The sequence below is a fragment of the Planotetraspora kaengkrachanensis genome (assembly GCF_016862895.1).
Classification (GTDB): domain Bacteria; phylum Actinomycetota; class Actinomycetes; order Streptosporangiales; family Streptosporangiaceae; genus Planotetraspora; species Planotetraspora kaengkrachanensis.
This window is the reverse complement of record NZ_BONV01000047.1, coordinates 78715-102203: the sequence shown is the minus strand read 5'-3', so window position 1 is coordinate 102203 and position 23489 is coordinate 78715. Positions and strand designations below refer to the sequence as shown.

At 70.5% G+C, this 23489-nt stretch carries 23 protein-coding genes; 14 read left to right on the top strand and 9 right to left on the bottom strand.

Annotated elements, in window-relative coordinates:
* Positions 1-98: 98 nt before the first annotated feature.
* Positions 99-1016: a TIGR03619 family F420-dependent LLM class oxidoreductase gene (locus tag Pka01_RS35705; protein ID WP_203887403.1), complete on the bottom strand. Its 918-nt coding sequence runs from the start codon at positions 1014-1016 to the stop codon at positions 99-101.
* 226 nt (positions 1017-1242) lie between these two features.
* On the opposite strand from Pka01_RS35705, the gene Pka01_RS35700 reads away from it, so the two are divergent.
* The gene (locus Pka01_RS35700) at positions 1243-2067 is read left to right on the top strand and encodes an MOSC domain-containing protein (protein WP_203887402.1); all 825 of its coding nucleotides are present in this window, start codon (positions 1243-1245) and stop codon (positions 2065-2067) included.
* 75 nt (positions 2068-2142) lie between these two features.
* A complete protein-coding gene (locus Pka01_RS35695; RefSeq protein ID WP_203887401.1) occupies positions 2143-2382 on the top strand; it encodes a hypothetical protein in 240 nt (79 codons plus the stop codon).
* An 18-nt stretch (positions 2383-2400) separates the two neighbouring features.
* Here Pka01_RS35695 and Pka01_RS35690 read toward each other — a convergent pair whose 3' ends face one another.
* Positions 2401-3321, bottom strand: coding sequence for an ADP-ribosylglycohydrolase family protein (locus Pka01_RS35690; protein ID WP_203887400.1), 921 nt, complete (start codon positions 3319-3321; stop codon positions 2401-2403).
* A gap of 124 nt (positions 3322-3445) precedes the next feature.
* Between Pka01_RS35690 and Pka01_RS35685 the strand changes: the two genes are divergently transcribed.
* Positions 3446-3937 (top strand): cupin domain-containing protein, encoded by a 492-nt coding sequence (locus Pka01_RS35685; protein WP_239115914.1) that lies wholly within the window; start codon positions 3446-3448, stop codon positions 3935-3937.
* A gap of 18 nt (positions 3938-3955) precedes the next feature.
* On the opposite strand, the gene Pka01_RS35680 is transcribed toward Pka01_RS35685, so the two are convergent.
* On the bottom strand, positions 3956-4408 hold the full coding sequence (locus Pka01_RS35680) for a spore-associated protein A (protein WP_203887399.1): 453 nt from the start codon (positions 4406-4408) through the stop codon (positions 3956-3958).
* 106 nt (positions 4409-4514) lie between these two features.
* The gene (locus tag Pka01_RS35675; protein ID WP_203887398.1) at positions 4515-5903 is read right to left on the bottom strand and encodes a BTAD domain-containing putative transcriptional regulator; all 1389 of its coding nucleotides are present in this window, start codon (positions 5901-5903) and stop codon (positions 4515-4517) included.
* 483 nt (positions 5904-6386) lie between these two features.
* On the opposite strand from Pka01_RS35675, the gene Pka01_RS35670 reads away from it, so the two are divergent.
* Together Pka01_RS35670 and Pka01_RS35665 are read left to right on the top strand one after the other, a co-directional pair.
* Positions 6387-6731, top strand: coding sequence for a hypothetical protein (locus Pka01_RS35670; protein WP_203887397.1), 345 nt, complete (start codon positions 6387-6389; stop codon positions 6729-6731).
* 138 nt (positions 6732-6869) lie between these two features.
* Entirely contained in the window at positions 6870-7643 is a 774-nt protein-coding gene (locus Pka01_RS35665; protein ID WP_203887396.1) for a trypsin-like serine protease, read from the top strand.
* Between the two features lie 169 nt (positions 7644-7812).
* Here the strand turns inward: Pka01_RS35665 and Pka01_RS35660 are convergent, their stop codons facing one another.
* Positions 7813-8133 carry a hypothetical protein gene (locus Pka01_RS35660; protein WP_203887395.1) on the bottom strand — a complete coding sequence of 107 codons (321 nt, stop codon included), beginning with the start codon at positions 8131-8133 and terminating at the stop codon, positions 7813-7815.
* A gap of 19 nt (positions 8134-8152) precedes the next feature.
* On the bottom strand, positions 8153-8746 hold the full coding sequence (locus tag Pka01_RS35655; protein WP_203887394.1) for a TetR/AcrR family transcriptional regulator: 594 nt from the start codon (positions 8744-8746) through the stop codon (positions 8153-8155).
* A gap of 143 nt (positions 8747-8889) precedes the next feature.
* On the opposite strand from Pka01_RS35655, the gene Pka01_RS35650 reads away from it, so the two are divergent.
* Positions 8890-10101 carry an acyltransferase family protein gene (locus Pka01_RS35650; RefSeq protein WP_203887393.1) on the top strand — a complete coding sequence of 404 codons (1212 nt, stop codon included), beginning with the start codon at positions 8890-8892 and terminating at the stop codon, positions 10099-10101.
* A gap of 70 nt (positions 10102-10171) precedes the next feature.
* On the opposite strand, the gene Pka01_RS35645 is transcribed toward Pka01_RS35650, so the two are convergent.
* Positions 10172-11167 carry a helix-turn-helix transcriptional regulator gene (locus Pka01_RS35645; RefSeq protein ID WP_203887392.1) on the bottom strand — a complete coding sequence of 332 codons (996 nt, stop codon included), beginning with the start codon at positions 11165-11167 and terminating at the stop codon, positions 10172-10174.
* 63 nt (positions 11168-11230) lie between these two features.
* Between Pka01_RS35645 and Pka01_RS35640 the strand changes: the two genes are divergently transcribed.
* The 4 genes from Pka01_RS35640 (at position 11231) to Pka01_RS35625 (ending at position 18362) form a co-directional block, all read left to right on the top strand.
* A complete protein-coding gene (locus tag Pka01_RS35640) occupies positions 11231-12346 on the top strand; it encodes an epoxide hydrolase family protein (RefSeq protein ID WP_203887391.1) in 1116 nt (371 codons plus the stop codon).
* Between the two features lie 110 nt (positions 12347-12456).
* A complete protein-coding gene (locus Pka01_RS35635) occupies positions 12457-13200 on the top strand; it encodes an ABC transporter ATP-binding protein (protein ID WP_203887390.1) in 744 nt (247 codons plus the stop codon).
* A gap of 14 nt (positions 13201-13214) precedes the next feature.
* Positions 13215-15392 carry an ABC transporter permease gene (locus tag Pka01_RS35630; RefSeq protein WP_203887389.1) on the top strand — a complete coding sequence of 726 codons (2178 nt, stop codon included), beginning with the start codon at positions 13215-13217 and terminating at the stop codon, positions 15390-15392.
* Positions 15393-15491: 99 nt separating this feature from the next.
* Positions 15492-18362 (top strand): AfsR/SARP family transcriptional regulator, encoded by a 2871-nt coding sequence (locus Pka01_RS35625; RefSeq protein ID WP_203887388.1) that lies wholly within the window; start codon positions 15492-15494, stop codon positions 18360-18362.
* A gap of 43 nt (positions 18363-18405) precedes the next feature.
* Here Pka01_RS35625 and Pka01_RS35620 read toward each other — a convergent pair whose 3' ends face one another.
* Positions 18406-19467: a leucine-rich repeat domain-containing protein gene (locus Pka01_RS35620; RefSeq protein ID WP_203887387.1), complete on the bottom strand. Its 1062-nt coding sequence runs from the start codon at positions 19465-19467 to the stop codon at positions 18406-18408.
* Positions 19468-19540: 73 nt separating this feature from the next.
* On the opposite strand from Pka01_RS35620, the gene Pka01_RS35615 reads away from it, so the two are divergent.
* Both Pka01_RS35615 and Pka01_RS35610 read left to right on the top strand, forming a co-directional pair.
* On the top strand, positions 19541-20455 hold the full coding sequence (locus Pka01_RS35615; protein ID WP_203887386.1) for an SDR family oxidoreductase: 915 nt from the start codon (positions 19541-19543) through the stop codon (positions 20453-20455).
* A gap of 41 nt (positions 20456-20496) precedes the next feature.
* Positions 20497-20964, top strand: coding sequence for a GNAT family N-acetyltransferase (locus Pka01_RS35610; protein WP_203887385.1), 468 nt, complete (start codon positions 20497-20499; stop codon positions 20962-20964).
* Positions 20965-21139: 175 nt separating this feature from the next.
* Here Pka01_RS35610 and Pka01_RS35605 read toward each other — a convergent pair whose 3' ends face one another.
* Positions 21140-21391 (bottom strand): hypothetical protein, encoded by a 252-nt coding sequence (locus tag Pka01_RS35605; protein ID WP_203887384.1) that lies wholly within the window; start codon positions 21389-21391, stop codon positions 21140-21142.
* Positions 21392-21817: 426 nt separating this feature from the next.
* Between Pka01_RS35605 and Pka01_RS41015 the strand changes: the two genes are divergently transcribed.
* Together Pka01_RS41015 and Pka01_RS35595 are read left to right on the top strand one after the other, a co-directional pair.
* Positions 21818-22240, top strand: coding sequence for an STAS domain-containing protein (locus Pka01_RS41015; RefSeq protein ID WP_275414531.1), 423 nt, complete (start codon positions 21818-21820; stop codon positions 22238-22240).
* A gap of 321 nt (positions 22241-22561) precedes the next feature.
* On the top strand, positions 22562-23485 hold the full coding sequence (locus tag Pka01_RS35595) for a hypothetical protein (RefSeq protein ID WP_203887382.1): 924 nt from the start codon (positions 22562-22564) through the stop codon (positions 23483-23485).
* Positions 23486-23489: the final 4 nt, after the last annotated feature.

Sequence of the window (23489 nt, the reverse complement as noted above, 5' to 3'; positions counted from 1 at the left end):
AACCGCACATGAAGACGTTCGCCGACGTCATCGCACTCCTGCGCTGACCGCCCTGCCGTACGGCCTGGCCTGGCGCCTGAGCCGGCCGGGCCGTACGGCTACGCGGCCTCGCCGGTGGCGGCCTTGAGCTCCTCGAGCAGGCCGACCGCTTCCTTGACGTCGCCGGGCGCCGCGACGTTGGCGATGATCAGATGGTCCACGCCGGTGCCGTCGAGGCGGGTGATGTCGTCGGCGATCTGGCGTGGAGAGCCGCCGAGGAACGGCCGCCCGTCACCGATCGGTTCCCTGACCAGCGGCACGTTGGCGCGGGCGACCACGGTCAGCGTCGAGGGGTCGCGCCCCGCCTCGCGCGCGGCGTCGTGAAAGGCGGAGACGAGGCCGCGCACGACCTCCGGCGACACGGCGATCGGGTTCAGCCCGTCCGCGATCCGCCCGGCCCGCCGAACGCCGGCGGGTGTCATGGCTCCCAGCAGGATGGGGAGGCGCTTCTGGACCGGCTTGGGGTTCACCTCCGACGCCGCGATCCGGTAGAAGCGCCCTTGGAACTCCACCGGGTCGGGGCCCCAGCACGCGCGCATCGCCGCGACGGCCTCGTCCATGCCGGCGCCCTTGCGCCGCATCGGCACGTTGGCCGTATCGAACTCCTGCGGCATCCACCCCTGTCCCAGACCGGCGATCACGCGCCCGCCGCTGAACTGGTCCAGGGTCGCGAAGCGGCGGGCCAGGACCACCGGCGGGTGCAGCAGGGCGTCGACCACGCTGGTCCCCAGCTTGATCTGCTTGGTCAGGGCGGCCACGTAGCTGAGCGTCTCCAGGGGCTCGAAAGTCAGCCGGTAGACCTCCGGGACCCGTGCCGTCGAGCCGTCGGGCTGCGGCAGTTCCGCGTACGGGCGCAGGAGTCGTTCGTAGGTCCACAGCGAGTCGTAACCGATCCGCTCCGCCTCCTGCGCGACGTGGGCGATGTTGGCGGGCGCGGCGAGCCGCCCGGATGTCGGAAGCGCGATGCCGAGTTCCATGTGAATCCTCAGAAGTAGGAACGTAAAGGATCTCCGGACTGCAGCTTGCTTGATCAGGTTAACCCGGACCGGCTGCGAAGATCGGCGGAGAATCCGAGCACGGCGTCGGTCAAAGCTGACGATTATGTGGTAGAAACCGCTGATTTTCCGTCATGTCAGCTCGTTTGCGGCATACCGTCTGGACGGGTTCGCACACGTGCACGGCGGGCGGAGTCAGGGGGAGACGATGGCGACGTTGGTCGGACTGACCTGCTACCCGATCAAGGGTTGTGCCGGAACGTCCCTTCCGGACGCGGACATGACGCGAGCGGGCCTCGCGCACGACCGGGCGTTCATGGTGATCGACGAGGACGGCGTGTTCCGCAGCCAGCGGCGTGATCCCCGGCTCGCGCGCGTCCGTCCCGCGATCGAGGCGGGCGGAGAGCGGCTCACCCTCCGCGCGGACGGCATGGACACGGCGCGGGTCGAGGTGGACGTCACCTCCGCCAGGCGCGACGTGGAGATGTTCGGCGTTCGATACACGGGGATCGACCAGGGGGACACGGCGGCGCAGTGGCTGTCGGAGATGCTCGGCCGCCCGAGCCGGCTCGTACGGGTGCCTCCGGAGCACGATCGCGTCACCGACGGGCTGACGCCGGGCACCTGTGGATACGCCGACAGCGGCGCCGTCCTCGTCGCCACGGTGAGCTCGCTGGCCGGGTTGAACGCCCGGATCGAGGCGCGAGGCGCCGAACCGGTGCCGATGAGCCGCTTCCGGCCGAACATCGTGATCGACGGCTGGGACGCGGCGCACACCGAGGACCGGGTGCGCCGCCTCGGGGTGGGAGACGCCGAGCTGGCCTACGGCAAGCTCGCCATCCGGTGCGCCGTCACGACCGTCGACCAGGAGTCGGGCGAGAAGGCAGGGCCGGAACCGCTCCGAACCCTCGCCGACTACCGTCGGGCGACACGGGGTGTGGCCTTCGGCGCCAAGTTCGCCGTGCTCCAGGAGGGCAAGCTGTCCGTCGGCGACGAGGTGACCGTCACCTCGTGGGGCGACTCCGAACTGTGAGAGGCCGCCGCGATCCCCGAACCTTCATCTCGCGTTGGTTGTCCGGGGGGACGTCGGCTGCCCACGATGGCGGTCATGACCGACCCCGAGACGCAACCTCAGCACCACCACGGCCCTCTCCACGGCCTGTCCGAGATGATCAGTGAGCATCACGACCGCGCCGTGCGCCGCCACGAGGAGGAGGCGCTGGCCGACGCGGCGGAGCAGGCGGGGTTCGACCTCGAGACCGACATCGGGCACCCGACGGCACACCAGTCCGCGGTCGGCTACGACGTGGAGACCGACCTCGGCGTCGACGACCAGCCGCGCCTGTAGCCCTCCCTCTCGACGGGCTCAGGGACCGCGTTCTCCCACGACCTGTCCTGGGTGACGCGGCACCCGTGCCCATCCGGGCAGCGGTTCGGTCTCCAGCGACCACGCGGCCGGCAGTCGCTCGAGGCCGAGCCGGGCCCCCAGGATTCCGCCGACGATCGCACAGGTGGTGTCGACGTCGCCGCCCGCCGACGCCGTGGCCCAGAAGGCCGCCTCGAAATCGTCGAGGTGGCGGGCCGCCGCCCACAGGGTGAAAGGGACGGTGTCGTGGGCGGACACGTTGCGCCCGTTGCCCAGTGTCCGGCCGGCGAGGAGAGGGTCGCCGATGGTCAGCAGCGCTCGCGCCTCGGCGATGCCGTCGCGGACCATGCCCCGCGGTGTGTGATCGAGCACGCCGTCCAGGAACCTGTCGGGAGAAAGGCCGCCCTGGGTGGCCGTCGCCGTGGCGACGGCGACCGCCACGGCGCCGGCGATCGCTTCGGGGTGGGTGTGGGTGACGGTGGCGGACAGTTCCGCCTGCCGTACGGTCTCGTCGAGATCGTCGGCGAACCAGGCGCCGACGGGCGCGACCCGCATGGCGGCGCCGTTGCCCCAGGAACCCCTGCCGTCGAATTGTTCGGCGGCCAGCGCACGCCAGTCGCCGCCTTCACGGACGAGGCGGAGCATGCGCCCGGTGGCCGGGCCGTAGCCGCGGTCGAAGTCGTGGTGGGCGGCGAAACCGGCCGCGAGCGCGTCCTGGTCGACGGTGCCGTGGTCGGCGAGGACGCGATGGACCGAGCAGGCCATCTCCGTGTCGTCGGTCCACTGCCAGGGGCCGGGCGGTGGGGTGTGCGCGGTGAGATGCGTGCGGTTGGCGGGAACGAAGAACTGGGATCCGAGCGCGTCGCCCAGGGCCAGGCCGTACAGCGAGGCGGTCGCGCGCGTCAGGGAATCTGCTGACATCGCCGCCCATTGTGCCGCTGATCGCGGCGATCTCGCAGCCGAGCTCACTCGGCGGCCGTCTCCCGCATGACGGGGGTGATCGGCAGAGCCGTGCCGTACGGGAGCCGTGCTAGCGTCGCCGCTCGTGGCGGAGAACCTGACGCGGAACCTGGCGCGGAATCCGGCGGAGAACCCGGAGTTGAAGAACGTGTACGTGGGCCGCGCGGACGTCGACGCGGCGGGTGACCGCGGCTGGCTGCTGGGGCATTTCAAGCCACTGGGCGACGTACGGCACAGCGAGGACGTCGAGATCAAGTGGGGCGTGCATCCGCGCGGGGACGAGCGCGCGCAGTGGGTGACCGGTGAGCACCGCACGGCGCTGCTGATACTGATCAGTGGCCGGTTCCGGGTCGAACTGCCGGGACGCAGCGTGGTGCTCGCCGAGCAGGGCGACTACATCGTCTGGGGCCATGGTGTCGATCACTCGTGGCACGCCGAGGAGGAGTCGGTGGTGCTCACCGTACGCTGGCCGTCGGTGGCGGGGTACGCGGTTCCGGCGCCCGGCGACGGGTCCGCGGTTCCTGGACGCGGGGCGGAGAACGGCTCAGCTGAGGACGGCCGGCCCGCCTTCTCGTAAGACGGGCCGGACCCCAGGTCAGCCGCAGTGCACCTGGTAGGCGTGACCGGCGAACCGCTCGCCGCCGTAGTCGAAGTAACCGCCGACGTCGACGCACTCACCACGGGCGGGGATGTAGATCGGGCCCGCCCACTGGTGGTAGTTCGCGTTGAGGCCGTCGTCGACGAACCCGGGGTAGGAGTTCGTCGTCAGCTGCACGTCGAGATGGTTGACCAGGCCCGACCAGGAGCTGATCGGCTTGGCGATGGCGCAGTTCTTGCCCGTCGAGCTGTTGTAGTACAGCGAGACGTAGCCCCCGGTGCGGTTGGTGTCCAGCCCTCTGATCGCATACGAGTCCAGGAACGCGTATCCGGATCCGCAGCTCGCCGTGGCGGCGGAGGCGGGGGTGGCGATCAGCGCGGGAGTCATGGACAGGGCGAGCGCCGCGGCGGCCCCTGTGACGGCGCGGCGGAACGGCATCCAGTTCGACATCGTGTGATCCCTTTCGTTTCGGCGGCGCCGCCTCACGGCGGCGGCCGTCGGTCAGCGTGCCGGGGACCGCTGCACTCTCCCTGTACGGCCGGGTCTGACAGCGAAGTCACAGGTCAGGGACCACCTGTACGTCGAAGAAGACGCCCCTCAACTGCGGCAGGTAAGGGATGCCGTGATCGTCCACCATCTTCCAGTAGACCTTGCAGCGCACCCGTACACCGGGGGCCACGACGGGGACCCGGACGAGCACCGACTGGCCCGGCCGGGTGTCCGGGATCCGCACGCGGCGCGGGGACCGGCACACGTCGTCCCCGTCCCACGGCAGTTGCCGGTCGAGGTAGCGGTCGTGCCAGAACACGGTGCCGTCGTTGGTCAGCTGCCACACCTTCTCGAACCGTGCGCCCTCCCGCACCTTCGTCCCGTCCGGATAGGTGACGTCAGCGTCCAGCCGGGAGCTGTCGCCCGGGATCGGCCGCAGAACGTCGGGCATGACCACGACGGGAGGCTCGGACAGCCGGGTCACGACCGCCCCGCAGACTCCCGCCGTGACGGCCAGGCCGGCCGCCGCCAGCACCAGCGTCCGCCGTGACGGGCCGCGGGCCTTCTTCCGGGCATCCTCCACCTCGGGTTCGTCCTGCTCGCCGTCCACCGGCGGAGGGGACACGCCGCCGGGCACGCCGGGCGGTGTGGGCGGCGCGGGAGCGGCGAGGGACGTGGAACGCGCAGACCCCGTTGAAACTGTGGATTCCGTTGAGGCCGGGGGAGCCGTGGACGCGGCCGGTGCCCTCGACGCCGCGGCGAGGATCTCGTGGTGGAGGCGGCGCAGGTCGGGATGGGGGTCGGTGCCGAGTTCCTCGGCGAGGGTGGCGCGCAGGGTGTCGTAGACGGCCAGGGCCTCGGCCGGTCTGCCCGACAGGTGGAGCGCGCGCATCAGGCGATGGTGAAGCGGCTCGCGCAGCGGACTGCGCGTGGCCTGCTCGGCCAGATCGGCCACGAGCGAGGCGGGCGGAGGTCCCGCGACGAGACAGAGGTCCGCGTAGGCCTCGACCGCGCTCAGGCGCAACTCCTCCGATCGGGCGGCCTGCACACGCACGCACGGAGTGGACGGCACATCCGCGAAGGGCGCCCCGCGCCAGAGCGCCAGCCCGTCAGCAAGGAGAGTGGCCGCCGCGACGGGCCGGTCCTCCGCCTGGCATACCGCCGCCTCGAAACAGGCCAGGTCGGTGGCCGACCGGTCGAGATCAAGCGCGTACCCGCCCGACTGCGTCCTCAGGACGCCGCCCCCGTCCTCCTGACCGGTCAACGATCGCAGCGTCGCCCGCAGCCGCGAGGCCCGGACCTGTACGGCGTTCGCCGGGTCGGCGGGCAGGCGGTCCGGCCAGAGGGCGTCGGCGAGGTGGTCGGTGGAGACGAACCGCCCAGGGTGGGCGAGCAGTTCTCCGAGGAACGCGCGGTCCTTGGCGGCGGAAGGAGCGACGGTACGCCCGTTGTGCATGATTTCGAGAGGACCAAGCACGCGGAATTCCACGCGCCGTAGTCTGACAGACGACATCAACAGATGATCAAGAGGATGCGGAGGCCGTGAGCGGCTCAGCCGGGCCATCGAGGCGAGGTGCTGAAGTCGCACGGCATGGGACCGAAGGCGATGGCCGCCCTTCGCTCCGCTCTCGAGGAGCAGGGACCGCGCTTGCGCGACCGGTGTCCTCCGGACGTTTCGTCCGCGCGGCGCACGGGAAATCCGGCCCTCGTTCGGGCCCGGACATAGATCCGAATGACGTATCCCGTCAGTAGGGCCGGGGCAATCACGCGCTCTGTTACTTCGGTGTGCGGGAAAACACATCCTCACGTGCCGGAATGGAATGCCGGTTTCTTCTCCTCGGTGTGGGTCAACCCATCTAGACGCGCTCTGACCTCGCCGCCAACGATGGATGGACATCGCATTCGCCTCGCGCGAATGCGAATCCGAGAGGAGACGCTTATGCTCGGCAAGCGACTTACGCTCCCGCTCGGCGCCGCACTCCTGGCCGGCCTGGCCTTCGGGCCCGGGCAGGTGGCCCAAGCGTCAACCGCGCAGCAGGCCCCGGCGGTGGTCAGCACCGTCCAGGGCATGACGTCCTCGACCCCGAACCTGGTGAAGGCTCAGCCGGAACCCGACCGCCGCCGTCACCACCGCCACCACCGTGAGGGCCGCCACCACCGCCACGAGAGGGAGCGTCACCACCGCTACGGCCACAGGCACGAGCGTCACCACCGCGAGCACATGCGCGAGGGCCGCCGTGAGCACATGCGCCACGGCCACATGCGTGAGCGCCACATGGGGTGATCCGCTGCTGACCTAGCGGGTCGTCTCGTCGGGGCCCCGTATCGCGGAGTGATCCGCGATGCGGGGCCCTTTGACATCTGTCGTAGATCTTTTGTCCGATTTGTGTCATATCAGGGCCTAGACGCTTACAGTTCCTAAATGCGCTTTGTCCCCTTTGTGGTGATTCTTGCCGCCCTGATGACTGTCATCGCCTCACCCGCGTGGGCGATCACCAACGGCTCGGCCGACGGGGCCGGCCACCCCGAGGTGGGCGCCATGCTCGCGGCCAAGGCCCACGGCGACGGCACCTGGGCCGACTGCACCGGCACGCTCATCTCCCCGACCGTCTTCCTCACCGCCGCCCACTGCGGGGAGAAGGGCCAGAAGACGGCGCGAGTCACGTTCTCCAGCCACTATCGGCAGGGCGACCAGGTCTACACCGGTCGTTTCGAGCCCGATCCGCGGTTCGACGTCAAGGCCGACCCGTTCGACATGGCCGTCGTGGTCTTCGACGCGCCAGTCCCCGGCATCAAGCCCGCCGTCCTGCCGGAAGCCGGTCTGCTCGATCGGCTCAAGACCGACGGCAGCCTCGCCGCCACGCGGTTCACCCCGGTCGGGTACGGCTCGCTGAACCCGAACAGCGGTAAGCACGGGAGTCGGTACACCTACACCGACACGCGCAACCTGGCGTCCATCTCCTTCAAGAAGCTCACCGGGAGGTGGCTCCAGTTGTCGCTGAAGTCGTCGGCCGACGGCAGTACGTGCTTCGGCGACTCCGGCGGGCCGAACTTCCTGGGCGGCGCCACCTCCCACCTGCTCGTGGCGACGACGATCAGCGGTGACGACGACGCGTGCAAGTCGACCAACTTCGACTATCGCCTGGACTCGGCGTCGGCCCGGGAATTCCTCGGGAAATACGTCACGCTTCCCTGAATTGCGGCCTGTTCTACCGGCCGGTCGGAGAAATGACCGCCCGGCCGGTAGATCTACGCCGAATTCCAGGTGGATTCGTGATGGCATGACCGGCCCGGGGAATGTGCGGGCGGCGGGAATTCCACACTCACGGCCTCGTCGGTTTCTCTCCCTTTTCGCGCCGGGACGCTCACGGTCCGACCGCGCCCGCGGAGCCCTCGGTTTCCGTGACCTTCTTGCCGAAGGCCCCGACATGCGCGTGAAAGACGCCCATGAGGAGGACGCCGAGCGATGCGGCGACGAAGGACGGCGCGGGATGGGCCGTCACATCGGCCTGGACGACGAGCAGTGCGGTGACGACGTACAGGATCCAGCCTCCGATCAGGTTGATCAGAGGCGCGGAGCCGAACACGGTCGGGAAGCGCTCCCCGGTGATGCCCTTCACGAAGTGCGGGGTCGCGTTGGCGCCGAGCGCTCCGGCGAGGAAGGCGAGAACGGTCGTCTGCAGCATGTCCACTCCTTGGGGGTGATCACCCGTTCGCGCGAGGACGGGTGGTGAGACCTCTGACCGTCAGGTCGATCATCTGGCGCAGGCGGGTGCTCAGAACGGACAGGTCCCGCTTCTCCTGGAAGATCCCGGCCAGGGTGTCGATCAGCAGGGCGGCCGCGTCGCGGGTGGGGATCGCCACGTCGAGGAGGTCGAGTTCGTCGCGGGAGGCGTGCAGGACGGCCTCGACGACCTCGAGGTAGCGCTTCTCGAACGAGGTCAGCACGTCTTCGGCGATCACTTTCGCCTCTGCGAACATCTCGGCGCGGAACTCGGCCTCGATCGTTCCCGCGAACAACTCGAGCTTGATCGACAGCACGTTGTACAGGCGTTCCGCTACAGAGCCCGGGCGTTCCCGAGCCTGCTGCGCCGCCGACGTCACGTCGTCCACGATCTTCTGTGCGACCGCCCTGAAGACGTCCTCCTTCCCGGTGAAGACCTGGTAGAGGGCGGGACGGGACATGCCCGCGGCCTGGGCGATGAGTTCCATCGACGTACGGCGGTAGCCGTACCGGCCGAAGACGGCGAGGGCGGCGGACACGATCGAGTCGCGCTTCGCCACGGCGGCTTCTGACATGCTGACAATCTATGCAATTTATGTCACGCCGTCCATGGGGGCCCTTGATCAGGGCGCACACCACGCGGCGACCGCCACAAGGAAGCGGCCCGCCGCCCGGAGATCCGTCCGGCGACCGGCGTCCATCGCCTAAAGTCGGGCGGGTGGCCTCGACCTCTTCCCGGACGGTCCGGCCGAACCGGACCGTCCAGCACGACCGGCCGGGCCGGCTGGCCTGGCTTGACGCTCTGCGCGGACCCGCCGCGCTGGCCGTCGCGCTGCACCACTCGGCCTGGACCTTCGCGCCCGGCATCTGGGCGCACGTGGACGGCAGGATCGACGTGGGCACCTGGGGCGTGTTCGTCTTCTTCCTGGTCAGCGGTTACATCATCCCGGCGTCCCTGGAGCGCCGGGGCGACCTTCGCGCCTTCTGGATCGGCCGGGCCTTCCGGCTGCTCCCGCTGTTGCTCACCGCGATGTGCCTGGCCTTCCTGCTGGCGTACCTCGGTGCGTACACCCTTCGGCCCACGCTGAGCACACGGCCTCTGCCGCTGGAGGCCCTGGGCAACCTGACGATGCTGCAGGAACTGCTCGGCGTCACCCCGGTGATCGACGTGATGTGGACGCTCTCGTACGAGATGGCGTTCTACCTGCTGACGGTCGGGCTGTTCACCGTGCGGCAGTCGCACCGGTCGGCGCCGATCGCGATCGGCCTGGCGCTGCTGGCCGTCCCCCTCGGATTCCTGCTCCCCGGCCCGGCGATCAGCGCCCACGCCGACCTGGTCGCCGCGCTGTTCGCTGTGGCGGTCGTCGCCGCCGTCATCGTGTCGGTGGTCGCGCGCGGTACGACGCGTACGGTCGCCGCGGTGGCGGGCGGCCTCCTCGGCCTGGCGTTGGTGATCTTCGGCAGCCGGATCGGCGCCTGGCAGGGCCTGACCATCCTGGGCATGATGTTCGCTGGCACGGCCGTCTACCGGGCCGAGCAGGGCACGATCAGCCGGCGTACGGCCGCCGCCGCCGTCCTGACGGTCCTGGCCTGTGGCGTGTTCGCCAAGCACGACCCCGGCTGGGCGCCCGCGATCGTGCTGGCCGCGGGCTTCTTCGCGGCCGTGTTCGCGCTGCGGCGCAGGCGGTTCCCCCGATGGCTCGCCCACATCGGGGTGATCAGCTTTTCGCTGTATCTGCTGCACCCGCTGCTGCTGCGGCTGAGCCCGAACCTGCCGGTGTTCTTCCTCATCCTGCTGTCGCTCGGCTACCTCACCCACCGGTTCATCGAGGCTCCGGCCCAGCGTCTCGGCAGGCGGAAGACCCGGCCTCCGGCGCCGGAGCCGCCTCGCGACCGCGAGACGCCGTACGCGCTGACGCCCGAGGGCTGAACGCCCGGGAACCGACCGCCCGGGAACCGAACGCCCAGGAACCGAAGGCGCTTACCCCATGCCGAGCGGATCACGCGGTGGACGCCGGCGACGGCGGCCCGTCGTCCGCGGCGGTGGAACGGGCGTAGCGCGCTGTGAGCCGGCGCATGTGGTCGACGAGTTCCGGGGGCTCGGTGACCTCGAAGTCCAGGTCGAGCAGGCCGAGGTACACCGCGATCGTGTTCAGGCTGTCCGCGCCGGTGTGCAGCACACAGGTGTGACCGTCCAGGGCCTCGACCACGCCGACGGCGGGGTTGATGCGCTCGGTCACGACCTCGGCGGACGCGTGGACGAGCACTCGGGACCGGTATCGCCAGGCCGCCGCCGAGACCCCCTGGGCCACGTACGCGGCCGCACCGCCCTCGGGCGGATCGCGCGGCGGGAAACGCGGACCGGTGGGAGTCCGCGGTTCGACACGGTCGGCCCGGAAGGTGCGCCAGTCCTGGCGGTCGACGTCCCACGCGACGAGGTACCAGCGGCGCCCCCACGACACAAGCCGGTACGGTTCGACGATCCGGACGCTCGCCGATCCGTCGTGGGTGCGGTAGTCGAACCGCAGCCGCTCCTGGTCGCGGCAGGCCGCGGCGAGCGCGGTCAGCACGCCCGGGTCGACCGTGGGGCCGGGACGGTCGGCGGGCACGGGCTCGGTGTACGTCTGCAGTGCGTTGACCCGGTACCGCAGCCTGGACGGCAGCACCTGTTCCAGTTTGGCGAGGGCGCGCACCGAGGTCTCCTCGATGCCGGCGACGCCGCCGCCGGCGGATGTGCGCAGCCCGACCGCCACGGCCACGGCCTCGTCGTCGTCAAGGAGGAGGGGCGGCATGACGGTGCCGGCGCCCAGGCGGTAGCCGCCGTCGGTGCCCCGGGTCGCGTTCACCGGATATCCGAGATCGCGCAGTCGCTCGACGTCGCGGCGCACGGTCCGCTCGCTCACGTGCAGCCGCTCCGCGAGTGCCGCGCCCGGCCAGTCCCGCCTGGCCTGCAACAACGACAGCAGGCGCAGCAGTCGCGCCGAGGTCTCCAACATGTCCTCAAGACTGCCAGGACTTCAGGACAGAAGCTGACCGGAAGGGTCCGTAGCGTGACTGTCATGAGCGAGAACACCGAGATCAAGCCCTTCCGCATCGACATTCCGCAGGCCCGGCTCGACGACCTGAACAGCCGGCTCGACCGCACCCTGTGGCCCGACGAGATCCCGGGCGCCGGCTGGGACTACGGCGTTCCCGTGACGTACGTCCGCGAGCTCGCCGAGTACTGGCGCAACGGGTACGACTGGCGCGCCCACGAGGCCGAGATCAACCGGTATCCGCAGTTCACCACCGAGATCGACGGGCAGAACATCCACTTCCTGCACGTCCGCTCGCGGCACGAGAGCGCCCTGCCGCTGATCCTCACGCACGGCTGGCCGGGCTCGATCGTGGAGTACCTGAAAGTCATCGAGTTTCTCACCGACCCCGAGGACCCGGCGCAGGCGTTCCACGTGGTGATCCCGTCACTGCCCGGCTTCGGCTTCTCCGGTCCGACCAAGGAGAAGGGGTGGAACCGCTACCGCACCGCCAGGGCGTGGGCGGAGCTGATGCGGCGGCTGGGCTACGACCGCTACGGCGCCGTCGGCAACGACGGCGGCTCGTTCGTCTCACCCGAGGTCGGGCGGTTCGATCCCGAGCACGTCGTCGGAGTGCACGTCACCCAGCTCTTCTCGTTCCCGTCGGGCGATCCGGCCGAGTTCGAGAAGATCACGCCGGAGGACCGGAAGGCGCTGGAAGTGCTGCAGTGGTTCTACGACAACAAGATGTCGTTCAACACCCTGCACTCGCAGCAGCCGCAGACGCTGTCGTACGGGATCTTCGATTCGCCGGTCGGGCTGCTGGGCTGGAACGCCCAGCTCTTCGGCGACACCGTCGACGTCGACGCCGACTTCGTGCTGACCAACACGATGCTCTACTGGCTGACCGGCACCGCGACGTCGGCCACCCGCTTCTACTACGAGGACGCGCACGCCGAGCACCCGGAAGGGCCGACCACCGTACCCACGGGCCTGGCGATGTTCGGCGGAGACTTCGTCTCCATGCGGACGTTCGCCGAGCGCGACCACCAGAACATCGTGCACTGGAATTCGTACGACCGGGGCGGCCACTACGCCGCGCACATCGTGCCCGACGTGCTCGTCGACGACCTGCGCACCTTCTACGGCGGACTGCGCTGACCGGTCCCCGAGGCAGAGACGCTCTGCGGCGCCCCCACCTGTGAGCCCGGTGCGCGCGCTGTCAGCCGACGGTGCTGGACCTGTCAGCGCGTACGGCCACGCTGCCGTTCATGGAGAACACAGACGCGGTCCGGCTGGAGGCCGTACACAAGATCTATGGCAGGGGCGGCGGATCGGTCGAGGCGCTGGCGGGAGTCACGATCGGCTTTCCGAAGGGGACGATGACCGCGGTCATGGGCCCGTCGGGATCGGGGAAGACGACGTTCCTCCACTGCGCGGCCGGCCTGGACCGGCCCACTTCGGGATCGGTCACCCTTGACGGGCGCGAGATCACCGGAATGCGGGAGAAGGCGCTCACCCGGTTGCGCAGGGAGCGGGTCGGCTTCGTGTTCCAGGGGTTCAACCTGCTCCCCGCGCTCACTGTCCTGCAGAACATCACGCTGCCGCTCCGGCTGGGCGGCCACCGGGCCGACGACGCCCTCGTCGCGTCGGTGATCGAGCGGGTGGGGCTGGCCGGGCGGGTGGGCCACCGGCCGGCCGAACTGTCCGGCGGGCAGCAGCAGCGCGTCGCCATCGCCCGCGCGCTCGTCACCCGCCCTGCCGTGATCTTCGCGGACGAGCCCACCGGCGCCCTGGACACCCGCACGGCGCTGGAGGTGCTCGGCCTGCTGCGCGAGGTCGTCCGCACGGGTGGGCAGACGATCGTGATGGTCACCCACGACCCCGTCGCCGCGTCGCACGCCGACCAGGTCGTCTTCCTCGCGGACGGCACGCTCGTGGACCGGCTCGACCGGCCCGAGGCGGACACGGTGGCCAAGCGGATGACCAACCTCGGCGCCTGGGGGCGGTCCTGATGTGGCGGCTGGCTGTGAGCACACTCCGGTTCCGGCTGAGCGCCTTCACCGCGACCTTCGTCGCGATGCTCGTCGGGGCCGCGATCGTCGCGGCCTGCGGCGGACTGATGGAGACGGGGATCAGACTCGACGTGCCGCCGCACCGGCTCGCCGCGTCGCCGGTCGTCGTCACCGGCGACCAGACCTACGACCTGCCCAAGGCGGACCCGGCCGACGACGAGGAGGACGTCGAGTCGGCGATCCTGCCCGAGCGCGTGCGACTTGGTGCCGACACGCTCTCCCGGATCGCCGCGGTCCCCGGCGTGCGGGGCGCCGCGGCCGACGGCGAGAGCGGAGCCGTCGCGGTGCGGACCGCGCCGGAGGCCGACCCCGCCGCCGTGGCCGCGCGGATCGAGCAGACGGTCCCCGGGACGGTCGCGCTGACCGGGGACGAGCGCGGCCTCGCGGAGCACCCGGAGGCGTTGCCCAGCCGGGAGAACCTGATCGTCCTGGCCGCGGTGTTCGGCGCGATGGCGGTCATGGTGGCGCTGTTCGTCGTGGCGACCACCCTCGGCCTCTCCGTCCAGCAGCGCCGCCGGGAGACGGCCCTGCTCCGGGCGGTCGGCGCCACACCGGCACAGGTCCGCAGGATGGTCCTGGGCGAGACGCTGATGGTGTCCGCCACGGCCACCGCTCTCGGCTGCCTGGCGGCGCCCTTCCTCGGCCGTTGGCTGTTCGGCCGGTTGGCCGACGGCGGCGTGGTCCCGGCCGTGGTCGAGTTCCATCAGGGGCTGCTCCCGGCCGCCGTCGCCGTCCTGGTCTCCGCGTTGACCGCGCTGATCGCTGTACGGTCGACCGTGCGGAGCGCCACGATCGCGCGGCCGTCCGAGGCGCTCGCCGGCGCGGCCCTGCCCGTCAGCCGCATCGGCGCGGTGCGGCGGACGCTTGCGGCCGTCTGCTTCGCGGGCGGGATCGCGCTGGCCCTGGTGAGCGTTCTGATCATGCCGCCGTCGCTGGTGAGCAGCACGGCCGGCCCGGCGGTGCTCGTCTGGGCCGTCGGCCTCGCGCTCGTCGGGCCCGCCCTCGTCGCCTGGATCACCAGGAGGCTGCCCTGGCCGTTCCGCGGGCCGTCGGGCTACCTGGCCATCGTGAACTCCCGGGCCCGCGCGGTCACGCTGGCCGCGGCCGTCACCCCCGTCATGCTGGCGACCGGGATGGCCACGGCCAACCTCTACATGCAGACCACCCAGGTCGACGCCGCGGCGGCCTCGTTCACGCAGAGCCTGCGAGCCGACGCGGTGCTGTCGCCCGTCACACCCGGTCTCCTCGAACGTGTCCGTGCGGTCCCCGGCGTCAGCGGAGCGTCCGAGCACGTCACCAGCACGGGATTCGTCGAGCGGCCGCATGACGGCTGGCAGCGTGAGGAGGGCTGGCCGCTCCGCGGCGTCACCGCGGACGGTGTGGGGCAGACGATGGCGTTCGACGTCGCCGCCGGGTCGCTCGCCGACCTGAACGGGAACACCGTCGCGCTGACCACCGAGCACGCCCGCAACATCGGCGACGGTGTGGGCCTGGGCGACACGATCACCCTGAGGCTCGGCGACCGTTCGGCCGTCGATCTGCGGGTGGTCGCGCTGCTCAAGGTGGAGACGGGCGCCGAACTGTTCGTGTTGCCCGCCGGGCTGCTCGCCCCGCACACCACGGCGGGCGTGCCCGACGAGATCCTGGTGCGGGCCGCGCAGGGAACCGACCTGAGCGGCCTCGGCGTCCAGGTGCGGGACCGCGCCGCACTTGCGGCGACGCACGACGACCAGCAGAGCACCCAGGCCTGGGTGAACTACCTCCTGATCGCGATGATCCTCGCCTACACCACGATCTCCCTGGTCAACACCCAGGTCATGGCTACCGCGCAGCGGCGGGGCGAGTTCGCCCTGCAGCGGCTCACCGGATCGACCCGTGCCCAGGTGATGCGGATGACCGGGCTGGAGGCCCTGCTCGTCGCGGGCGTCGGCGTGGTGCTCGGCACGGTCGCCAGTGTCATCAGCCTGGTCCCCTTCGCCCTGGCGGTCGCAGGGACGCCGGCGCCGTCGGGACCGATCGGGATCTACGTGTCCATCGTGGCCGCGGCAGTGGTCCTCGTGCTGGCCGCCACCTGGGCGCCCGCGTGGACGGTGACGCGCGTCCGGGCGGCCGAGGCCGTGGCCGCGGCATAGGCCGCGGGATGCCGGGCCCGCGGGACGATGCGACGTCGACCGGAGGTCACCGCCTGAACCCAGGCGACAGCGGGATGCCGAATCGCGATAATTCAGGGCATGCGGTTCGGCATCCTGGGCGCGACGGAGATCTGGCCCGGAGCCGGCCGACCTCCCATCACCGTCGGCGGGCCGCGTGTGCGCGCCTTCCTCGCGCTGCTTCTGCTCTCCCCGGGCCGCCTGGTCACCACCGAACATCTCATCGACGGCGTGTACGGCGACGATCCACCGAACGGCGCGGGCAACGCCGTCCAGTCCCAGATCGCCAGGCTCAGGCGCATGATCGGTGACGACGGCCTCATCCGGTCTCGATCCGGCGGCTATCTCATCGAGGCCGACCCCGGCGACATCGACGCGCACCGCTTCGAAAGCCTGGCCGCGGAAGGCCGCCGCGCGCTGGCCGAAGGCGACCATCGGCGGGCCGCAGGCATGCTGGACGAGGCACTCGCGCTCTGGCGCGGCCCGGCCCTCGCCGACATCGGCTCCGCGCCCTTCGCCGCGGCCCAGGTCACGAGGCTCGAGGAGTCGCGGCTCGCCGCCACCGAAGACCGGATGGAGGCGGGGCTGGCTCTGGGGGAGCACCGCGACCTGGTTCCCCGGCTGGAGCAGCTCGTGGCGGCGCACCCCGTACGCGAGCGGCTCCGTGCCCAGCTCATGCGTGCCCTGGCCGCCTCGGGGCGGCAGGCGGACGCCCTGGAGTCCTATGCGGACATCCGCCGCACACTGGCCGACGAGCTGGGCGCCGACCCGTCACCCGAACTGTCCGAGGCGCACCTCACCGTCTTGCGCGGGGAGCCGGCGCCGCGGACGGGCGGCAGGGTCGGTCTTCCCGCACACCTCACCGACCTCGTCGGACGGGCCGACGACGTGGAACGGGTCGCTCGGCTCCTCGAGGGGCACCGCCTCGTCACCCTCAGCGGGCCGGGAGGCATGGGGAAGACCCGGCTGGCGGCCGAGGCTGCGACCCGGGAGCCCGGCGACGTGTGCTTCGTCGAACTCGCCGCGCACTCGACCGTCCTCCCCGCGATCCTCGACGCTCTCGACCTTCGCGAGAGCGGCCTGCGGGCGCAGGAACCCACGCCGGACCCCTTCCAGCGCCTGGTCGCCGCACTCACCGGCCGTCCGGTCCTGCTCGTGCTGGACAACTGCGAGCACCTCGTGGACGACGCCGCCGCGGTCGCCCAGCGGCTCCTGGGGCGCTGCCCCGCGCTGCGGATCCTCACCACCAGCCGCGAGGTGCTGGCCGTAACCGGCGAGGTCGTCTTCCCGGTCCGGCCGCTCTCACGCGTCGCGGCCACCCGGCTCTTCGTCGAACGCGCGACGGCCGTGCGGCCGTCGTTCGTCGAGGACGGCCCCGCGCTGGAGCGCATCTGTGATCTGCTCGACCGGCTGCCGCTGGCGATCGAGCTGGCCGCGGCGCGCCTGCGCACGCTGCCGCTCGCCGAGATCGAGGCCCGGCTTGACGACCGGTTCGCGCTGCTGTCGCGCGGGAGCCGTACGGCCCAGGCCCGGCATCGGACCCTGCGCGACGTCGTGGAGTGGAGCTGGAACCTGCTGGAGGACGTCGAGCAGGTCACGGCCCGGCGGCTCGCCGTCTTCGCGGGCGGCGCGACCAGGGAGGCCGCGGAGCGCGTCTGCGGCGCCAACGCGGCCGAGGCGCTGTCGTCGCTGGTGGACAAGTCGCTGGTCGCCTTCGACGGAGAGCGCTACAGCATGCTCGCCACGATCCGCGCCTACTGCTCCGACGGGTCGGCCGAGGCCGGGCAGGCCCACCTCGACTACTTCCTCCACCTGGCCGAGACCGCCGAGCCGTGGTCGCGGCGGGCCGAGCAGGTCGACTGGCTGGCCAGGCTCTCGTCCGACCTGACCAACCTCAACGCCGCGTTGCGCTGGGCCATGGACTCGGGAGACCTGGCAACCGCCGTCCGGATGGTGGCGGCGCTGTCGCCGTACTGGATGCTCAGCGGCAGGCGCGGGGAGGCGGGCCGCGCGGCCGCCGAGCTGCTCGACCTGATCTCCGCCCGGTCGGACCACGACGTCGTCGAGGGACTCGAGGAGGAGTACGTCCTGTGCGTGCTCGACGCCGCGGCGGTCGGGTCGGCTCCGGACGCCCACGTGACCAGGGCCAGGACCGTCATGGCGGGCCGCACCGCGTCGCGCCCGTTCCTGACCTTCCTCTGGGGCAGTTTCTCCGGCATCGCCGACGGCCCGGCCGACCTGCGGGGCGCGAAGGATCCGTGGACGTTGTCGCTGCTCCACTTCGGGATCGGCCTGCGCTCGTGGTGGGTCGACTCGGACCGGGCCGAGGCGGAACGCGAGTTCACCCTCGCGCTGCGGGGGTTCCGGGCGCTGGGCGAGCGCTGGGGGATGGCCACCACACTCGCCGAGCTCGCCCTGCTGGCCGAGCAGCGCGGTGACACCGCTGCGTCTGCGGCGATGACCGACGAGGCGCTGGACCTCGCCGGGCAACTCGGCGCGACCGAGGACATGGCGAACCTGCTGTGCCGCCGCGGCGACGCGGTTCTCGCCGGGGACCGGCTCGCGGAAGCGAGTGAGCACTACGAACGCGCGGCCGTCCTCGGCAGGCGGGCCGGGTCACCGGGGTCGCTCGCCATGGCCCAGCACGGCCTGGCCAGGGTGGCCCGCGCCCGCGGAGACGCCGCACAGGCACGGCGGCTGTGCCACGAGGCGCTCGCCTCCTGTCCTGACGGCTGGGTCACGGTTGAGGAGACCCGCGCGAGGATCCACGTCACGCTCGGCGAGATCGCCCGCTCGGAGGGGAACCTCGGCGAGGCCAGGTCGTGGCTGCGCCGGGCGCTCGGATCCCAGAACCTCGAGATCACCTCCGCCGCGGCGGCCGTCCTCGAGACCATCGCGGACCCGCCGGGACGCGCCGTACAGGCGCGGGACTCACGTCCGTCGACGATGTGACGGCCGCCGTGTGGGGCGCGTACGCCCGGACGGCGCGCCGTCGCTACAGGAGCACGGCGCACCCGTGGTGCCGGAGAGAGTCGATCCAGCCGGGAAGCCGGTGCAGCTTGGTCCACCGCAGATCGAGTTTCTCCAGGGCGGGCAGCGCCCCCACGCCGTCGGGCAGCTCTGTCAGCCGGGAGGCGCGCAGGTCGAGATGGGTGAGGCGGCTCAGCCGTCCGATCGACGCGGGCAGCCGGTCCAGCGGGTTGTCGCGGAGGTCGAGGTGGCGCAGCTCGCCCAGGTCCCCGATGGAGTGGGGCAGCGTGGCCAGCCGGTTGCCCCTCAAATGCAACTCCCGCAGCCGAGAGAGCCGGCCGAACGTGTCAGGCAGCGCGGTGAGCCGGTTGTCGTAGAGGCGGAGCTCGCGCAGCGCCGCCATGTCTCCCATGGACGACGGCAGCGAGGTGATGCGGTTGCCTGCGAGGTTGAGGTAGTCGAGCACGTTCAGCCGTCCCAGCGACGCGGGCACGGTGGTCAGGCCGTTGTCGCTGAGATAAAGGCAGCCGGTGAGCTGCGGCAGGTCCCCGATCGCGTCGGGAAGGCGACCGAGCCGGTTGTGGCCGAGGTCCAGCATCGACAGCTCGGCGAGGTTCGCCACGGCGTCCGGGATCTCGGCCAGCTCGTTCTCCGCGAGATTGAGCGTCCGCAGGCCCGTGAGGTCCCAGATGGTCGCGGGCAGCGCCGTCAGTCTGTTTCTGCCGAGACTCAGATCACGGAGTGACGTGAGTCTGCCGAGCTCCCCGGGGACCTCCGTAAGACGGTTGTCGTAGAGCAGCAGGGTTCTCAGACGGGACAACTCCGCGATGGAGGCCGGAAGGCGGGTCAGCTCGTTGCCGTCCAGGTCGATGTGGCGGAGCGTCGTCAGAGCGGCGATCGACGCGGGCAGCTCCCGGAGGCCGGCGTTCGGCGCGGTCAGGGCGACCACCGTCCCGTCGGCGTGGCGGAAGGCCGTGTCCGGCAGCGGCCCCGGCAGTGGGTCCGGCAGCAGGTCCGGCGGCGTGTCTGGCAGTGTGCCGGGCGGACGGCGGGGTTCGAGCCCGCGTCCTGGAGGGAGTTCGGCCACGGAGGGCAGCCTAGGCGATGCCGTTCCGAGCGAGGAGGGACGTTCTGTCGGACCCGGATGCCACCATCGGCGCATGAGCGGACCGTTGAAAGGAAAGATCGCGCTGGTCGCCGGGGCGACGCGCGGTGCCGGCCGCGGAGTCGCGGTGGAGCTGGGCGCCGCGGGAGCCACCGTCTACGTGACCGGGCGCAGCACGCGCGAGCAGCGCTCGGAGATCGACAGGCCGGAGACCATCGAGGAGACGGCCGAGCTGGTCACCGCCGCCGGAGGCGAGGGGATCGCCGTACGGGTCGACCATCTGGAGGCCGACCAGGTGAAGGCGCTCGTCGAGCGCATCGACGCCGAGCAGGGCCGCCTCGACGTGCTGGTCAACGACATCTGGGGTGGCGAGTCGCTGTTCAGCTGGGATCAGAAGCTGTGGGAGCACTCGCTCGACACAGGGCTTCGCATCCTCCGGCTGGCGATCGATACCCACATCATCACCAGCCACCACGCGCTGCCCCTGCTGATCAGAAATCCCGGCGGCCTGGTCGTCGAGATGACCGACGGCACCGCGCAGTACAACGCGGACAACTACCGGATCTCCTTCTTCTACGACCTCGCCAAGACCTCGGTGAACCGCATGGCGTTCGCCCAGGCCAAGGAGCTTGCTCCGCACGGCGGGACAGCCGTGTCGGTCACGCCGGGATGGATGCGCTCGGAGCTGATGCTGGACGCCTACCGCGTCACCGAGGCCAACTGGCGTGACGCGCTGGCGATACAACCGCACTTCGCCATCTCGGAGACCCCCGCCTACGTCGGCCGCGCGGTCGCGGCGCTCGCCGCGGATCCCGAGGTCGCCCGCTGGAACGGGAAGTCACTGTCGAGCGGCGGGCTCGCACAGGTCTACGGGTTCACCGACGTCGACGGCAGCCGGCCCGACGCGTGGCGGTACATGGTGGAGGTACAGGACGCGGGCCGACCCGCGGACGTGACCGGCTACCGCTGACAGGGGCGGAACTGTCGGTGCCCGATGGAAGACTCGCTCACATGAGCGAGGACGTGCGGCTTCGGAACGTCGACGAAGCAGATCTGGTTCTTTTCTTCGAGCACGAGCACGATCCCGAGACGGTCTGGAGGTCGAAGTTCCCTCCCAGGGAACGGGAGGCCTTCATGAACCACTGGACCACCCGGGTCCTCGGGGACCCGACCGTCTTCGTGCAGACGGTCACCGTGGACGGCGTGCCGGCGGGCAACATCGTGGCCTGGTGGGAGCAGGAGAGGCGCTTCATCGGATACGTCTTCGGCCGCGACTTCTGGGGCCGGGGCGTCGGCACCAGGGCGCTGACGCTCTTCCTCGAGCAGGAGAAGGCCCGGCCCCTCTACGCCGATCCCTACCAGGGCAACGCGGGATCGGTCCGGCTGCTGGCCAGGTGCGGCTTCCGGGCCGCAGGCACGGTCACGCACGGGGAGCACGAGCACGTCATGTTCGTGCTTGACGACAACGTCAGCGGCTGAACATCCGGCGTCCGGCCATCGGACCGTACGCCCTGGACCGCGAGATCGAGGCGCTCATCGCCGAGGCAGGTGGATCGGCGCACCTCTATGGGATCTCGTCGGGCGGCGACCTCGTGCTGGAGGCCGCGGAGCCAGGCCGTGCCTCTCCGGGGCTTCGCGGTCACCGGCAGCCGGTTCAGAGGTCCACGCCTCTGCCTGCCTTGTACGGCACGAGCCAGGCGAAGGCGACGCTGGAGAAGTTCACCAGCATCGTGTGGGGAGCGCGGGTTCCGGTCTCGGAGATGTGGAGCCGGATCACCGAACCCTCTTTCATCCACGCCGCGACATCGTCTTCGGTCGGCTTGTCGCCGTGCAGTCGCAGGGTGACGTCGTGTGGCTGACCGGCCATCCGGAGGTGGAGCTCGCACGTGGGCTCGCTGTTGGCCATGATCCCCGTCCACGTCGCGATTGCGCGGATTGCCCGATATCACGATGAGCGTACCCGGGCTGGCTGTATGTCACTGATTTGCTCGGCAGGTAGATGCCCGGCCTTTGTCGGGGATCTTGTGAACCGCTTACCTCCCGAGGTCGACCGCTGGATCCGGGCCGGTCGGCCGAGCATTCGATTACGTGTGACGGCGATGGCGATTCGTCCGGAATATCATTCTTCATTTGGGTGCGATATGTCCCAGTGGTGGCTCCCGCCGCCTTTGGAAGGCCATCTGAAGGGGTCGCCACCTGCGACGGAGGCGCTGCCTGAGGGGGTAGATTAGGCGTCACCGCGGAAATTTCGTGCGTTGGCATCCGGGTCGGCGTCGCCCGAGGCGAAAAACAACTTCGGTTTCTCTATGTGACCGAGACGGGTCAGTCGATCATGGCGCCGACATACATCTGCCGCATCGCATCACCCCTCCCCAGCTTCGCCGGCTCCCGGGGGCCTCTGATCGGAGCCCCTGTCGCCACCATCATCGAACTGGATGGGGAGATCGATATCTTCACCAGTTCCGCTATGCGTGAAGGCCTGCTCCGCACCATGCGACGCAGCACGAGCCTGCTCATCTGCGACCTGTCCCGGGTGTCGTTCTGTGATGTCACTGGGTTGGCCGTCCTGGTCGGCATCCAACGACGTGCCAGAGCGATGGGCATCACCATGGGCCTGGCCGCACCTCGTCACCGTGTGGTCGAACTGCTGCGCCTCACCGGCCTCGACCGCGGCTTCACGATGTACGAGAACGTCTCAGCTGGGCAGCCCGGGCAGCGCACGGGGACGGAGACCTGGATGCGCCGCGCCTCCTGAGCACGCCCCGGGAAGCGAAAGCAGTTACTGCTTTTCCTGTGCCTCGCCGGCTCGGGTTCGTCGCCACGTGCGACCCACTGCCGGACCCACTGCCGGACCCACTGCCGGACCCACTGCCGGACCCACTGCCCGGCCTGGGGTCCTGAACGCCGGCCTCTTTGCCGACAGCGTTCCGAACCTCCCGGGCGCTCTCCCATCTGACAAATCGCCATTGATCGCAGCCCATCGGGCGGGAAAGATGATCGAACTCGGACGTATGTGTTCGAGAGGTGGAAAGCGGCAGGCAACCCGGTTGCAAGCGGGCTCCGAAGAATGGTTGACATGGCAAAGAACTCCTCAGTGCGTCTCGCGCCGGCTCGGTATTGCGCGCTCCTCGTCCTTTCGCTGACGGTCGTCACCGGATGCGGTCTCGCCAGTGGCCAGGTCAAGAGCGTCGACGTACCCCCGGTACAGATCACCAGCAGTGTGAGCGCCGAGCCTGTCGAGAGCTTGCCCGCTCCGGCGGAGAGCGCACCCGCTTCGGCGGAGAACCAGGCGGAGAGCGCGCCGAGCCCGGCCCCGGCCGAGAACGGCGGCGCGCAGACCTCCTCGTCGGCCGTCGAGCCCGGCGGGACTCTGGTCGACGGCAGCACCGTCTCGGCCGAGCTGACCCGCGCCGGGCAGAGGGACAAGTTCACGCTGGATCTGGGTGACGCCAGGGAGTTCCACGTCGCCGACATGGAAGGCGACGGCATCCAGTTCCAGGTGTTCTCAAATGTCGACGACCAACCTGTCGGCTTCTCCAGCACCAGTCTCACCGCCGGCACCTCGCTCAGCGTCAAGCTGACCAAGGCGGGCGGATACCGGCTGGAGGTCTGGGGCGACCCCAACGTGATCGGGCCGTACAGCTTCCGGATCGCCACGGTGAAGGTCCGCACTTTCCCCGCGGCGATCGGCCTGAAGATCGGCGAGGGCAGCCCCGCGGGAGCGGGACAGCTGGACGTTCCCGGCCGGATCGACCGGTTCGAGTTCGACGCCGACGGCGCCAAGGCCATCCAGGTCATCGGAGACGCGTGCACCGGCATCGACATCGAGCTCTACAGCGCGGCGGAGAAGAGCATCGCGGACCCGCGGCAGCCGTCCCCGCTGTGCGGCAACCAGATCAACCTGACGCTCACCGGTGGAAGCGAGCGCTACGCCCTGGTCGTCAGATCGCCGGAGGCGAAGACCGGGACGTACTCCTTCCAGATCGTGCGCGCCGGCTGAGCAG

Excerpts from the sequence above, each read along its gene's own strand:
- Pka01_RS35595 (WP_203887382.1), top strand. The coding sequence starts at position 22,562 with ATGGCAAAGAACTCCTCAGTGCGTCTCGCGCCGGCTCGGTATTGCGCG.
- Pka01_RS35665 (WP_203887396.1), top strand. The coding sequence starts at position 6,870 with ATGCGCTTTGTCCCCTTTGTGGTGATTCTTGCCGCCCTGATGACTGTC.
- Pka01_RS35690 (WP_203887400.1), bottom strand. The coding sequence starts at position 3,321 with ATGTCAGCAGATTCCCTGACGCGCGCGACCGCCTCGCTGTACGGCCTG.
- Pka01_RS35700 (WP_203887402.1), top strand. The coding sequence starts at position 1,243 with ATGGCGACGTTGGTCGGACTGACCTGCTACCCGATCAAGGGTTGTGCC.
- Pka01_RS35615 (WP_203887386.1), top strand. The coding sequence starts at position 19,541 with ATGAGCGGACCGTTGAAAGGAAAGATCGCGCTGGTCGCCGGGGCGACG.
- Pka01_RS35675 (WP_203887398.1), bottom strand. The coding sequence starts at position 5,903 with ATGCACAACGGGCGTACCGTCGCTCCTTCCGCCGCCAAGGACCGCGCG.
- Pka01_RS35645 (WP_203887392.1), bottom strand. The coding sequence starts at position 11,167 with ATGTTGGAGACCTCGGCGCGACTGCTGCGCCTGCTGTCGTTGTTGCAG.
- Pka01_RS35605 (WP_203887384.1), bottom strand. The coding sequence starts at position 21,391 with ATGGCCAACAGCGAGCCCACGTGCGAGCTCCACCTCCGGATGGCCGGT.
- Pka01_RS35680 (WP_203887399.1), bottom strand. The coding sequence starts at position 4,408 with ATGTCGAACTGGATGCCGTTCCGCCGCGCCGTCACAGGGGCCGCCGCG.
- Pka01_RS35640 (WP_203887391.1), top strand. The coding sequence starts at position 11,231 with ATGAGCGAGAACACCGAGATCAAGCCCTTCCGCATCGACATTCCGCAG.
- Pka01_RS35695 (WP_203887401.1), top strand. The coding sequence starts at position 2,143 with ATGACCGACCCCGAGACGCAACCTCAGCACCACCACGGCCCTCTCCAC.
- Pka01_RS35670 (WP_203887397.1), top strand. The coding sequence starts at position 6,387 with ATGCTCGGCAAGCGACTTACGCTCCCGCTCGGCGCCGCACTCCTGGCC.
- Pka01_RS35610 (WP_203887385.1), top strand. The coding sequence starts at position 20,497 with ATGAGCGAGGACGTGCGGCTTCGGAACGTCGACGAAGCAGATCTGGTT.
- Pka01_RS35705 (WP_203887403.1), bottom strand. The coding sequence starts at position 1,016 with ATGGAACTCGGCATCGCGCTTCCGACATCCGGGCGGCTCGCCGCGCCC.
- Pka01_RS35625 (WP_203887388.1), top strand. The coding sequence starts at position 15,492 with ATGCGGTTCGGCATCCTGGGCGCGACGGAGATCTGGCCCGGAGCCGGC.
- Pka01_RS35660 (WP_203887395.1), bottom strand. The coding sequence starts at position 8,133 with ATGCTGCAGACGACCGTTCTCGCCTTCCTCGCCGGAGCGCTCGGCGCC.
- Pka01_RS41015 (WP_275414531.1), top strand. The coding sequence starts at position 21,818 with ATGGCGCCGACATACATCTGCCGCATCGCATCACCCCTCCCCAGCTTC.
- Pka01_RS35635 (WP_203887390.1), top strand. The coding sequence starts at position 12,457 with ATGGAGAACACAGACGCGGTCCGGCTGGAGGCCGTACACAAGATCTAT.
- Pka01_RS35655 (WP_203887394.1), bottom strand. The coding sequence starts at position 8,746 with ATGTCAGAAGCCGCCGTGGCGAAGCGCGACTCGATCGTGTCCGCCGCC.